Annotated in this window: 9 protein-coding genes; 8 read left to right on the top strand and 1 reads right to left on the bottom strand. The window is 69.5% G+C overall.

The window, feature by feature from the left end; translation table 11 throughout:
- Position 1: 1 nt before the first annotated feature.
- Entirely contained in the window at positions 2 to 874 is an 873-nt protein-coding gene (gene purU / locus LZ604_RS13685; RefSeq protein ID WP_234515339.1) for a formyltetrahydrofolate deformylase, read from the bottom strand.
- 220 nt (positions 875 to 1,094) lie between these two features.
- On the opposite strand from purU, the gene LZ604_RS13690 reads away from it, so the two are divergent.
- The 8 genes from LZ604_RS13690 (at position 1,095) to LZ604_RS13725 (ending at position 12,747) form a co-directional block, all read left to right on the top strand.
- Positions 1,095 to 2,564, top strand: a complete 1,470-nt coding sequence (locus LZ604_RS13690) for an aldehyde dehydrogenase family protein (protein WP_234515340.1) — start codon at positions 1,095 to 1,097, stop codon at positions 2,562 to 2,564.
- A 20-nt stretch (positions 2,565 to 2,584) separates the two neighbouring features.
- The gene (locus LZ604_RS13695) at positions 2,585 to 3,676 is read left to right on the top strand and encodes a quaternary amine ABC transporter ATP-binding protein (protein ID WP_234515341.1); all 1,092 of its coding nucleotides are present in this window, start codon (positions 2,585 to 2,587) and stop codon (positions 3,674 to 3,676) included.
- Positions 3,676 to 5,676 carry an ABC transporter permease gene (locus LZ604_RS13700; RefSeq protein ID WP_234515342.1) on the top strand — a complete coding sequence of 667 codons (2,001 nt, stop codon included), beginning with the start codon at positions 3,676 to 3,678 and terminating at the stop codon, positions 5,674 to 5,676. Before LZ604_RS13695 ends, LZ604_RS13700 begins: the two co-directional genes overlap by 1 nt.
- 13 nt (positions 5,677 to 5,689) lie before the next feature.
- A complete protein-coding gene (locus tag LZ604_RS13705) occupies positions 5,690 to 6,655 on the top strand; it encodes an ABC transporter substrate-binding protein (RefSeq protein ID WP_234515343.1) in 966 nt (321 codons plus the stop codon).
- Positions 6,656 to 6,916: 261 nt separating this feature from the next.
- Positions 6,917 to 9,355, top strand: coding sequence for a GcvT family protein (locus tag LZ604_RS13710; RefSeq protein WP_234515344.1), 2,439 nt, complete (start codon positions 6,917 to 6,919; stop codon positions 9,353 to 9,355).
- Between the two features lie 22 nt (positions 9,356 to 9,377).
- Positions 9,378 to 10,238 (top strand): bifunctional methylenetetrahydrofolate dehydrogenase/methenyltetrahydrofolate cyclohydrolase, encoded by an 861-nt coding sequence (locus LZ604_RS13715; RefSeq protein WP_234515345.1) that lies wholly within the window; start codon positions 9,378 to 9,380, stop codon positions 10,236 to 10,238.
- The gene (gene glyA / locus LZ604_RS13720) at positions 10,235 to 11,518 is read left to right on the top strand and encodes a serine hydroxymethyltransferase (RefSeq protein WP_234515346.1); all 1,284 of its coding nucleotides are present in this window, start codon (positions 10,235 to 10,237) and stop codon (positions 11,516 to 11,518) included. The genes LZ604_RS13715 and glyA overlap by 4 nt, the downstream gene beginning before the upstream one ends.
- A complete protein-coding gene (locus tag LZ604_RS13725; protein ID WP_234515347.1) occupies positions 11,515 to 12,747 on the top strand; it encodes a sarcosine oxidase subunit beta family protein in 1,233 nt (410 codons plus the stop codon). The genes glyA and LZ604_RS13725 overlap by 4 nt, the downstream gene beginning before the upstream one ends.
- The last annotated feature ends 15 nt before the right edge of the window (positions 12,748 to 12,762 follow it).

Here is a 12,762-nt window from a genome sequence, read left to right on the forward strand (position 1 = left end):
TTCAGCGGAAGACCACCGTGCGGTTCCCGTCCACCATGACGCGGCTCTCGGTGTGCCACTTCACCGCGTGGGCCAGTACCTGTGCCTCCACGTCGCGGCCCACCGTGACCAGATCGTCGGCGTCCAGGGAGTGGTCCACCCGGATCACGTCCTGCTCGATGATCTGGCCCTCGTCCAGGTCGGGCGTCACATAGTGCGCCGTCGCGCCGACCAGCTTCACCCCGCGCTCGTAGGCCTGCTGGTAGGGCTTCGCGCCCTTGAAGCTCGGCAGGAACGAGTGGTGGATGTTGATGGCGCGCCCCTCCAGCTCCTTGCACAGGTCGTCGGAGAGGACCTGCATGTAGCGGGCCAGGACCACCAGGTCGACGTTCAGCTCACGTACCAGCTCCAGCAGGCGCGCCTCCGCCTCGGGCTTGGCGTCCCTGGTCACCGGGATGTGGTGGAAGGGGATGCCGTAGGTCTCCGCCAGCCCCTCGAAGTCGCGGTGGTTGGAGACGATGGCCGGGATCTCGATGTTGAGGGCGCCGCTACGGCAGCGGAAGAGCAGGTCGTTGAGGCAGTGGCCGAACCTCGACACCATGATCAGCGTCCGCGTCGGGGTCGCGGCGTCCCGGAGGGTCCAGGTGATCCCGTGGGCCTCGGCGACCGGGCCGAATCGGTAACGCAGTATTTCCAGATCGACGTTCGGATCGGAAACGTCGAAGTGGACTCTCATGAAGAAACGGTCCTGGAGTCGATCATCGAACTGCTGGCTCTGCAGGATGTTGCCGGAGTTCCTGACGAGAAAGCCGCTCACTGCGTGGACCAGTCCGGCCGTGTCCGGACACGAGAGAGTGAGGACGTACTCACGGCCGGGGTGCGGTCGAGGGGACATATGGAGCCTCCCTTGGTGCGTATTGCACAACGTGGTGAGCGATACGCAACAAGACTGGAGTCCGCGCCGCCCGCGGTCAAGAGTGCCGGGGCATCTGCCGCGATGACCGAATCGGGATCCGCCAACCCCTTGACGTACGTCAGCTCATTCGGCCAGGGTGTTCCACCACAAGCAATTCAATGCACAATGCGCAACGAATTCCATTCGAAGGGCTCGGCGCGTGGCAGATCTGTATGTGGACGGAGAATGGCGCGCTGCGGTGGCCGGCGGTCACCGGGAGATCCGCTGTCCGGCGGACGGCACGCTCGTCGCGAAGGTGCCCGAGGGTACCCGGGCCGACACCGAGGCCGCGATCGCCGCGGCCCGGCGGGCCTTCGACACCGGCCCCTGGCCGCACACCCCCGAACGTGAGCGCGGCGCGCTCCTGCTGCGCACCGCCGACATCATCGAGCGCGACGCCGAGGAGTTCGCCCGCGCCGAGTCGCTCGACACCGGCAAGCGCCTGGTCGAGAGCGAGTACGACATCGCCGACGTCGTCTCCTGCTTCCGCTACTACGGCGGCATCGCCGGCACCAGCGCCGGCCGGGTGGTGGACACCGGCCGTGACGACGCCCTCAGCCGGGTCACCTACGAGCCCGTCGGCGTCTGCGGACTGATCACCCCCTGGAACTACCCCCTGCTCCAGGCCTCTTGGAAGGTCGCGCCCGCCCTCCTCGCGGGCAACACCGTTGTCCTCAAGCCCAGCGAGCTGACGCCCTCCACCTCGATCCTGCTGATGCGGGCCCTGCACGAGGCCGGGCTCCCGGCCGGTGCCGCCAACCTCGTCCTGGGCAGCGGCCCCGAAGTGGGCGCCCCGCTCTGCGAGGACCCGGCCGTCGACATGGTGTCCTTCACCGGCGGCCTGGCGACCGGGCGGCACATCATGGCCACCGCCGCCGCCACGGTGAAGAAGGTCGCGCTGGAACTCGGCGGCAAGAACCCGAACGTGGTCTTCGCGGACGCGGACTTCGATACCGCCGTGGACTTCGCGCTCACCGCCGTCTTCCTGCACTCCGGGCAGGTCTGCTCGGCCGGCGCCCGGCTGATCGTCGAGGACTCCCTCCACGACGCCTTCGTCGACGAGGTCGTACGCCGCGCCCGGCTGATCCGCCTCGGCGGCCCCTTCGACCCCGAGGCGGAGACCGGGGCGCTGATCTCCGCCCAGCACCGGGAGAAGGTCGAGGCGTACGTCGCCGCCGGCCTCGCCGAGGGCGCCGTACTGCGCTGCGGCGGCGAGCGCCCCGACGACCCCGCGCTGGCGAACGGCTTCTACTATCCGCCCACCGTCCTCGACGAGTGCCGCCAGGACATGCGCGTGGTGCACGAGGAGTCCTTCGGCCCCGTGCTCACCGTCGAGCGCTTCCACGACGAGGACGACGCCGTCCGCATCGCCAACGACACGGAGTACGGACTCGCCGGAGCCGTCTGGACACAGGACGCGGGCAAGGCCCAACGGGTCGCCCGGCGGCTGCGTCACGGCACGGTGTGGATCAACGACTACCACCCCTATGTGCCGCAAGCGGAATGGGGTGGCTTCGGGCACTCGGGCGTGGGCCGGGAACTGGGACCGACCGGACTCGACGAATACCGAGAGCCAAAGCACGTCTGGCAGAACATCCAACCCCGGCCGCAGCACTGGTTCCGCGGCTGAACGCCGAAAAGAGGTCGATCGTGACCCCAGCACAGACCGAGGTGTCGCAGCGGCGCGACACGTCCCAGGACCCCCAGGACCGCACCCCGGTCATCTCCGTGCGCCGGCTGTGGAAGGTGTTCGGGCCGAAGGCCGATCAGGTACCGGACTCAGAGGAACTGTGCGGACTCACCCGCCGGGAGCTCATGGACCGCACCGGGTGCACCGCCGCCGTGCGCGACGTGAACTTCGATGTGTCACCCGGTGAGGTCTTCGTCGTCATGGGTCTGTCCGGCTCCGGCAAGTCCACCCTGGTGCGATGCCTGACCCGGCTGATCGAACCCACCGCGGGCGAGGTCGTCTTCGAGGGCGAGGACATCCGGGGCGCCGACCCCAAGCGGCTGCGCGAACTGCGGCGCAGCAAGTTCTCCATGGTCTTTCAGCACTTCGGGCTGCTGCCGCACCGCAGGGTCGTCGACAACGTGGCGTTCGGCCTGGAGATCCGTGGCATGGGCAGGACCCAGCGCACCAAGAGGGCCCTGGAGGTCGTCGAACTGGTGGGTCTCGCCGGATACGAGAACTCCTACCCGGACCAGCTCTCCGGCGGCATGCAGCAGCGCGTCGGTCTCGCCCGCGCCCTCGCCGGCGACCCGGACGTCCTCTTCTTCGACGAGCCGTTCTCCGCGCTCGATCCGCTGATCCGCCGGGACATGCAGAGCGAGGTCATCCGCCTGCACCACGAGGTGGGCAAGACCATGGTCTTCATCACCCACGACCTCTCCGAGGCGCTGAAGCTGGGCGACCGCATCCTGATCATGCGCGACGGCAAGATGGTCCAGTGCGGCACCGGCGACGAACTCGTGGGCGCCCCCGCCGACGACTACGTACGGGACTTCGTCAAGGATGTGCCGCGCGGCGACGTACTGACCCTGCGCTGGATCATGCGCCCCGCGCAGCCGGACGATGCCCTCGACGGCCCCGAGCTCGGCCCGGACGTCGTGGTGCGCGAGGCCACCCGTGCGGTGCTCGCCGCCGAGAAGCCGGTGAAGGTCGTCGAGGACGGGAAGCTGCTCGGCATCGTGGGCGATGAGGAGATTCTCGCGGTGGTGGCCGGACAAGAAGGCGGCGTGTGATGGCCATAGCCGTGGAGAAGCCCGAGAAGGCCGACAAGGTTCAGCCGGCGGCGGCCGCGCCGGCTGCCCGCAAGGTCAGTCGCCGCATGGCGTCGGCGGCGATCCTGGTCGCCTGGCTGGTGCTCTTCGTCGTGCTGCGCGGCCGGCAGACGCTGACCCTCGCCGCCGCCGACCTCACCGGTCTGCACCACTGGTTGAACGACGTCAACGACACCATCGGAGCCAACCGCAACTCCAACCCGCTCTTCCTGTACTTCTTCAACGAGATCCGCCTGGCCATCGACAACCTGGTGACGTTCGTCCAGTCCCTGATCTCCCAGCCCACCGGCAGCCGCCCGGTCCCGCAGATCGGCTGGCTCGGCGTCGTCGGACTCACCGGCTACGTCTCCTGGGCCGTGGGCAACTGGCGGGTCGCCCTCCTGGCGGTGGCGGGCTTCACCTTCTTCGGGCTGCAGGGCCTGTGGCAGGAGAGCATGGACACGCTGGCGCTGACCCTGTCGGCGGTCTTCGTGGCGTTGCTCATCGGCATTCCGCTCGGTGTGTGGGCGGGGCTCTCCGACCGGTTCAACAGGATCATGACGCCCTTCCTGGACTTCATGCAGACGATGCCGGCCTTCGTCTACCTCGCTCCGCTGACGCTGATCTTCCTCATCGGCGGAGCCTCCGCCGTGATCACCACGGTGATCTACGCGGCACCGCCCGCCATCCGCATCACCGCGCACGCCATCCGCTCCGTACCGGAGACCACCGTCGAGGCGGCGGACTCGCTCGGCACGACCAGGTCGCAGCAACTGCTGAAAGTGCTGCTGCCGATGTCCAAGCGCACGGTGGTCATGGGCGTCAACCAGACCATCATGGCCGCCCTGGCCATGGTGACCATCGCCGCCCTGATCGACGCGCCAGGCCTCGGAAAGACCGTCGTGCAGGCCCTGCAGTCACTCGACGTCGGCACCGCCTTCAACGCCGGCCTCGCCATCGTCGTCATGGCCATCGTGCTCGACCGGGTCACCACGGCGGCGGCCGGACGCGCCGAGGCGGCCCGCCGCCGGAGCGGCCGCCTCCTCAAGTGGCGCAGGCCGCTGCTGGTGGCGGGCGGGGTCGCGGTGGCCGTACTGGTCTACCTGTCCCACACCTTCGTCTGGGCGGCCGAGTTCCCCGGCAACGGCACCACCGGCAGTCACATCGCGAGCGTGGCCGACACCACGACACTCTGGCTGCAGGACCATCTCTCGGGCCTGACCAACGCCCTTCGGGACGCCATCACCAACGGCCTGCTCAACCCGTTCCAGACGCTGCTCACCGACTCCCCGTGGTGGCTCGTCGGCGCCGTTCTGGTCGCGCTCGGCGCGGTGCTCGGCGGATGGCGCGCCGGCGTGACCGCCGCCGTGTGCGTCGGGCTGCTCGTCGGCACGGGCCTGTGGTCGGACGGCATGACGACACTCGCCTCGACCGCCGTGGCCACGGTGCTGGTGATGCTGCTCGGCGCCGTCTTCGGCGTATGGATGGGACGCAGCCTGTTCGTGGACCGGCTGGTGCGGCCCACCCTGGACGCCGCGCAGGTCATGCCGCCGTTCGTCTATCTCGTGCCGTTCCTGGCCCTCTTCGGCGCCACCCGGTTCACCGCGATCGTCGCGGCCGTCGTGTACGCGGCGCCCGTCGCCATCAAGATCATCGCGGACGGTGTGCGGAACGTTCCCGAGTCCACCGTGGAGGCGGCCACTTCGGCCGGGTGCAACACCTGGCAGATCATCACCAAGGTCCAACTGCCGATGGCACGCGGCGCCCTGACTCTCGCGACGAACCAGGGGCTGATCTACGTGCTGTCGATGGTTGTGGTGGGCGGCCTGGTAGGGGCCGGCGCCCTCGGCTACGACGTCGTGGCCGGATTCTCGCAGGGAGAGCTGTACGGAAAGGGGCTGGCGGCGGGACTCGCCATCGTACTGCTCGGAGTCATGTTCGACCGGATCACTCAGGCTGCGGCGCGACGCACCAGGGCTTAAGGAGCAGGACACCATGGCAAGACACTGGCGAGCCGGCGCGGCCGGCCTGGCCGTCCTCGGCCTCACCCTCACGGCATGCGGAGGGGCGAAGGTCGGTGACACCTCCTCCGCGGGCTCGAAGGGCTCGGGCGGCAAGTGCGGCACGTTCAACCTCGCCGTCAACCCGTGGGTGGGCTACGAGGCGGACGCGGCGGTCGTCGCGTACGTCGCGCAGCACGACCTCGGCTGCACGGTGAAAAAGAAGGACCTCAAGGAGGAGATCGCCTGGCAGGGCTTCGGGACCGGCGAGGTCGACGCCGTCCTGGAGAACTGGGGCCACGACGATCTGAAGAAGAAGTACATCACCGGGCAGAAGACCGCCGTCGAGGCGGGGCAGACCGGCAACAAGGGCATCATCGGCTGGTACGTGCCGCCGTGGCTGGCCAAGGCACACCCGGACATCACCGACTACAAGAACCTCAACAAGTACGCGTCCGAGTTCAAGACCTCCGAGTCGGGCGGCAAGGGTCAGCTGCTCGACGGCGACCCGTCGTACGTCACCAACGACGCGGCGCTGGTGAAGAACCTGAAGCTGGACTACAAGGTGGTGTACGCGGGCAGCGAGACCGCGCTCATCCAGGCCTTCCGGACGGCCGAGAAGAACAAGCAGTGGGTGATCGGCTACTTCTACGAGCCGCAGTGGTTCCTGTCCGAGGTGCCGCTGGTGAAGGTCAACCTTCCCAAGTACACGACGGGCTGCGACGCCGACGCAGCGAAGGTCGCCTGCGACTATCCCGTCTACGACCTGGACAAGATCGTCAGCGCGAAGTTCGCCAAGTCCGGGAGCCCGGCGTACGACCTGGTCAAGAAGTTCAACTGGACCAACGACGAGCAGAACACCGTGGCCAAGTACATCGCGGTGGACAAGATGTCCGACGAAGCGGCCGCCAGGAAGTGGGTCGAGGCGAACCGCGACAAGGTCGACGCCTGGCTGAAGTAGCGGGCGGGGACACGTCCCGGTCGCTGCCGCCGTCACCGTCTCCTGCCGTGGAGCGGTGACGCGTCGGCGACCCCTAAATCCCCTGAACGGGCCCGGCAGGCTGCCAGTGCAGCCTGCCGGGCCCGTTGGTCTTTCGCGCTGTTCACCGACGCCATGCGCCCCCTTGACACCCCTCCTCGGAGGCAGGCACATTGAGTTGCGCAACCTGAACCAAGTTGCGCAGACAGCAACTGGACCGGTTTCGAGTTCGGAGGTTGGGCGATGGCGGGACCCCGAGTGGTCATCATCGGAGCGGGCGTCGTGGGAGCGGCCCTCGCGGACGAGATCTCCGCACGCGGCTGGACCGAAGTGACCGTGGTCGACCAGGGCCCACTCCCGGCCACGGGGGGATCCTCCTCGCACGCCCCGGGCCTGGTCTTCCAGACGAACCCCTCCAAGACCATGACCGAGCTGGCCCGCTACACCGTCGAGAAGTTCTGCTCCCTCGACGTCGACGGCAAGCCCTGCTTCCTCCAGGTCGGCGGTCTCGAGGTGGCGACCACCCCAGAGCGCCTCGCCGAACTCCACCGCAGGCACGGCTGGATTACCGCCTGGGGCATCGAGGCTCGCCTGCTGACCCCCGACGAGTGCGTCGAGCAGCACCCGCTGGTCGACCGCGACAAGATCCTCGGCGGCCTCCTCGTCCCCACCGACGGCCTCGCCAAGGCCGTCCTCGCCGTCGAGGCGCAGATCCGCCGGGCCACCGAACGCGGCGTGCGCTTCCTGGCCCGCCACGAAGTCCTCGACGTGCGGCAGAACGAGGGCCGTGTCACCGGCGTCCTGACCGACCAAGGCGAGATCCCCGCCGACATCGTCGTGTGCTGCGCCGGCATCTGGGGCCCGAAGATCGCCCGCATGGTCGGCATGAACCTCCCACTCACCCCGCTCGCCCACCAGCTCGCCTGGACCGGACCGGTACCGGCCCTCGCGGGCCAGACGGAAGAGGCGGTTCGCCCCATCCTGCGCCACCAGGACGCCGACCTCTACTACCGCGACCGCTTCGACGGCATCGGCATCGGCTACTACGGCCACCGCCCGATGCCCGTCTCCGCCGACGACATCCTCTCCGTCGACGAGGCCGAGGAGATGCCGTCCGTCCTCGAGTTCACCGAGGAGGACTTCGAGGACGCCTGGACCGAGACCCGGTCGCTGCTCCCCGCGACGAAGGAGGCCAAGGTCGAGGAGGGCATCAACGGCCTGTTCTCCTTCACCACCGACGGCTACCCGCTGCTCGGCGAGTCACCGGACGTCAAGGGCTTCTGGGTCGCGGAGGCCGTGTGGGTCACCCACTCCGCGGGCGTCGGCCGGGCCGTCGCCGAATGGCTGGTCGACGGCCACTGCTCCTCCTTCGACCTGCACGAGTGCGACGTCAACCGCTTCGAGCCGCACCAGCTCTCCCCGGAGTACGTCCTGGCCCGCGACTGCCAGAACTTCATCGAGGTCTACGACATCCTCCACCCGCTCCAGCCGTCCGGGAAGCCGCGCCCCATCCGCACCAGCCCCTTCCATACCCGCCAGCAGGAACACGGCGCCTTCTTCCTGGAGGCGGCCGGCTGGGAGCGCCCGCAGTGGTACGAGGCCAACGCCCCGCTGACCGAGAGCCGCACCATCCCGACCCCCAACGACTGGGCCGCCCGCTACTGGTCGCCCATCGTCGGCGCGGAGGCCCAGGTCACCCGAGAGACGGTCGCGATGTACGACATGACGGCCCTCAAGCGTCTGGAGGTGAGCGGCCCGGGTGCCGCGGACTTCCTGGAGGGCCTGTGCACCGGCAAGGTCGCCAAGTCGGTCGGCTCGGTGACCTACACCCTCCTCCTCGGCCACGACGGCGGCATCCGCAGCGACGTCACCGTCGCCCGCCTGGCCCCCGACCTCTTCCAGGTCGGGGCCAACGGCAACCTGGACCTCGACTGGTTCACCCGCCACCTCCCCGCCGACGGCACGGTCCAGGCCCGCGACATCACCCCCGGGACCTGCTGCATCGGCCTGTGGGGCCCGCTCGCCCGCAAGGTGCTGGGGCCCCTCACCGACGAGGACTTCTCGAACGAAGGCCTCAAGTACTTCCGCGCCAAGCGCGCCCACATCGGCAGCGTCCCCGTCACCGCGATGCGCCTGTCGTACGTCGGTGAACTCGGCTGGGAGCTGTACACCACCGCCGACCTCGGCCAGAAGCTCTGGGACACCCTCTGGGCCGCGGCCCGGCCGCTCGGCGGCATCATCGCGGGCCGCGGCGCCTTCAACAGCCTCCGCCTGGAGAAGGGCTACCGGTCCTTCGGCACCGACATGACCTACGAGCACGACCCCTACGAGGCCGGCGTCGCCTTCGCCGTCAAGCTCGACAAGGACGACTTCATCGGCAAGGCGGCACTCGAGCGCCGCAGGGCCGACGTCCGCCGCAGGCTGACCTGCCTCACCATCGACGACCCCCGGTCCGTCGTCATGGGCAAGGAGCCGGTGTACCAAGGCGACCGCGCGGTCGGCTACGTCACCAGCGCCGCCTACGGCTACACGATCGGCAAGGGCATCGCCTACGCCTGGCTCCCGGCGGAGCTCGCCACCCCGGGCACCACCGTGCACATCGGTTACTTCGACCAGCGCGTCGAGGCGGTCGTCGCCGAGGAGCCTCTGTTCGACCCGACCATGTCCCGTCTCCGTGGTTAGCCCTGGAAAAGGAGCACCGCCGGTGGCCGCACAACTGCTGGACGGCAAGGCGACCGCAGCCGCCATCCGCCGCGAACTCGCCGATCGCGTGGCCAAGTTGACCGCCACCACCGGATGGCAGCCGGGCCTCGGCACCGTCCTGGTGGGCGACGACCCGGGCAGCCACGCCTACGTTGCCGGAAAGCACCGGGACTGCGCGCAGGTCGGCGTCGCCTCCCTCCGCCGCGAGCTGCCCGACGACGCGACGCAGGAGCAGGTCGAGGACATCGTCGACGAACTCAACGCCGACCCGGCCTGCACCGGCTACATCGTGCAACTCCCGCTCCCGCGCCACCTGGACGCGGGCGCCGTACTCGAGCGCATGGACCCCGCCAAGGACGCCGACGGACTGCACCCCGTCAACCTCGGCCGGCTCGTCCTCGGCGTCGAGGCACCACTGCCGTGCACCCCGCGCGGCATCGTCGAACTCCTCCGCCGGTACGAGGTGCCGCTCGCCGGAGCGCGCGTGTGCGTGATCGGCCGGGGCATCACGGTCGGACGTCCGCTCGGACTCCTGCTGACCCGCCGTTCCGAAAACGCCACCGTCACCCTGTGCCACACCGGAACCAAGGGCCTGGCCTGGCACGTGCGCGAGGCGGACATCGTCGTCGCGGCGGCCGGCTCGCCCGGACTGATCACCAAGGACATGCTGCGCCCCGGCGCGGCGGTCCTGGACGTCGGCATCACCCGCACCGACCACGGGCCGGCCGGCGATGTGCACCCGGGGGCCGCCACGGTCGCCGGATGGCTCGCGCCGATGCCCGGGGGCGTGGGCCCCATGACCCGGGCGATGCTGCTCGCCAACGTCGTCGAGGCCGCCGAGAGGAACGCGAACACGGTATGAACGCGCTGAACACACCCCTGGCGGAGCTGGACCCCGAGGTCCAAGCCGCCCTCCGCGCAGAGCTGCACCGCCAGCAGTCCACCCTGGAGATGATCGCCTCCGAGAACTTCGCGCCGTCCGCCGTGATGGAGGCCCAGGGGTCGGTCGCGACCAACAAGTACGCCGAGGGCTACCCCGGCCGTCGCTACTACGGCGGCTGCGAACACGTCGACGTCATCGAGCGCCTGGCCATCGAACGCGTCAAGTCCCTGTTCGGCGCCGGCTACGCCAACGTCCAGCCGCACTCGGGCGCCCAGGCGAACACCGCCGTCTTCTTCGCCCTCCTCCAGCCCGGCGACACCGTCCTCGGCCTGGACCTCGCGCACGGCGGACACCTCACCCACGGCATGCGCCTCAACTACAGCGGCAAGATGCTCGACGTCGTGCCCTACCACGTCGCCGAGACGGACCACCTCGTGGACATGGACGAGGTGGAGCGGCTCGCCAAGGAGCACCGCCCCAAGATGATCATCGCGGGCTGGTCGGCGTACCCGAGGCAGCTGGACTTCGCGGCCTTCCGCCGCATCGCCGACGAGGTCGGTGCCCTCCTCATGGTCGACATGGCCCACTTTGCGGGCCTGGTCGCCGCAGGGCTCCACCCCAGCCCCGTCCCGCACGCGCACGTGGTCACCACCACGACGCACAAGACGCTCGGCGGTCCCCGCGGCGGCGTCATCCTCACCAACGAACCCGACCTGGCCAAGAAGATCAACTCGGCGGTGTTCCCCGGAATGCAGGGCGGCCCACTGGAGCACGTCATCGCGGCGAAGGCGGTCTCCTTCAAAGTGGCGGCGTCGCCCGAGTTCGCCGAGCGCCAGGCCCGCACGCTGGCCGGCGCCCGCATCCTGGCCGAGCGCCTGACCCAGCCGGATGCCGCAGCGGCGGGCGTCAAGGTGCTGACCGACGGCACGGACGTCCACTTGGTCCTGGTCGACCTCCGGGGCTCCTCCCTGGACGGCCGTCAGGCGGAGGACCTGCTCCACGAGATCGGCATCACCGTCAACCGCAACGCCGTCCCCTTCGACCCACGCCCGCCCATGGTGACCTCGGGCCTGCGCATCGGCACCCCCGCCCTGGCCACCCGCGGCTTCACCGAGGAGGACTTCGCCGAGGTCGCCGACGTGATCGCCCTGGCCCTCCGGCCCGAGCCCGACGTCCCCGCGCTGCGCGCCCGCACCGAGGCCCTGGCCGCCAGGCACCCGCTCTACCCGCACCTTTCGGAAGCCGGAGACGCCCGATGAGCCCCAGCACCCCAGGCGCCGACCTCCCGGACCACCCCGACCGGCTCTGGCGCACGCCCGAACCGAAGAGGTCGTACGACGTGGTGATCGTCGGCGGCGGCGGGCACGGCCTCGCCACCGCCCACTACCTGGCGAAGAACCACGGCATCACCAAGGTCGCCGTGCTGGAGAAGGGCTGGCTCGCGGGCGGCAACATGGCCCGCAACACCACGATCATCCGTTCCAACTACCTGTGGGACGAGAGTGCGGGTATCTACGAACACGCTCTCAAGCTGTGGGAAGGGCTGGAGGAGGAGCTGGACTACCCGATCCTCTTCTCCCAGCGCGGCGTGCTGAACCTAGCCCACAGCCTCCAGGACGTCCGCGACAGCGTGCGCCGCGTCGAGGCGAACCGACTCAACGGCGTGGACGCCGAATGGCTCGACGCCGAGCAGGTCAAAGAGGTCTGCCCGATCGTCAACACCTCACCCGACGTGCGCTACCCGGTCCTCGGCGGCACCTACCAGGCGCGCGCCGGCATCGCCAAACACGACTACGTGGCCTGGGGCTTCGCCCGCTCGGCGGATGCGGCCGGGATCGACATCATCCAGAACTGCGAGGTCACGGGTCTCGACGTGGTCGGGGGCCGCGTGGTCGGCGTCCGGACCACCCTGGGCCCGATCGCGGCCGGCAAGGTGGCCCTCTGCTCGGCCGGCCACACCTCGGTGCTGGCGGCGATGGCGGGCATCGAACTCCCGCTGCAGAGTCACCCGTTGCAGGCACTGGTCTCCGAGCTCCTGGAGCCCGTCCACCCGACGGTCGTCATGTCCAACGCCGTCCACGTGTACGTCAGCCAGGCGCACAAGGGCGAGCTGGTGATGGGCGCGGGCATCGACGCGTACAACTCCTACACGCAGCGCGGCGCGTTCCACATCATCGAGGAACAGATGTCCGCGGCCCTGGAGCTCTTTCCGGTCTTCGCCCGCGCCCACGTGCTGCGTACCTGGGGCGGCATCGTCGACGTCAGCCCCGACGCCTCACCGATCGTCGGCCTCACCCCCGTCGACAACCTCTACCTCAACTGCGGCTGGGGAACGGGCGGCTTCAAGGCCACCCCGGGCGTCGGCTGGGTCTACGCCCACACCATCGCCCACGACACCCCCCACGCCCTCAACGCCCCCTTCTCGCTCGACCGTTTCACCACCGGCGCGCTCGTCGACGAGCACGGCGCGGCCGCGGTGGCCCACTAGGGATCCTCAAGGGAG

It is taken from the genome of Streptomyces glomeratus (assembly GCF_021462825.1).
Lineage (GTDB): Bacteria > Actinomycetota > Actinomycetes > Streptomycetales > Streptomycetaceae > Streptomyces > Streptomyces glomeratus.

Coding starts and splice junctions, on each gene's coding strand:
- LZ604_RS13710 (WP_234515344.1), top strand. CDS start 6,917: ATGGCGGGACCCCGAGTGGTCATCATCGGAGCGGGCGTCGTGGGAGCG.
- purU (WP_234515339.1), bottom strand. CDS start 874: ATGTCCCCTCGACCGCACCCCGGCCGTGAGTACGTCCTCACTCTCTCG.
- LZ604_RS13700 (WP_234515342.1), top strand. CDS start 3,676: ATGGCCATAGCCGTGGAGAAGCCCGAGAAGGCCGACAAGGTTCAGCCG.
- LZ604_RS13705 (WP_234515343.1), top strand. CDS start 5,690: ATGGCAAGACACTGGCGAGCCGGCGCGGCCGGCCTGGCCGTCCTCGGC.
- LZ604_RS13725 (WP_234515347.1), top strand. CDS start 11,515: ATGAGCCCCAGCACCCCAGGCGCCGACCTCCCGGACCACCCCGACCGG.
- glyA (WP_234515346.1), top strand. CDS start 10,235: ATGAACGCGCTGAACACACCCCTGGCGGAGCTGGACCCCGAGGTCCAA.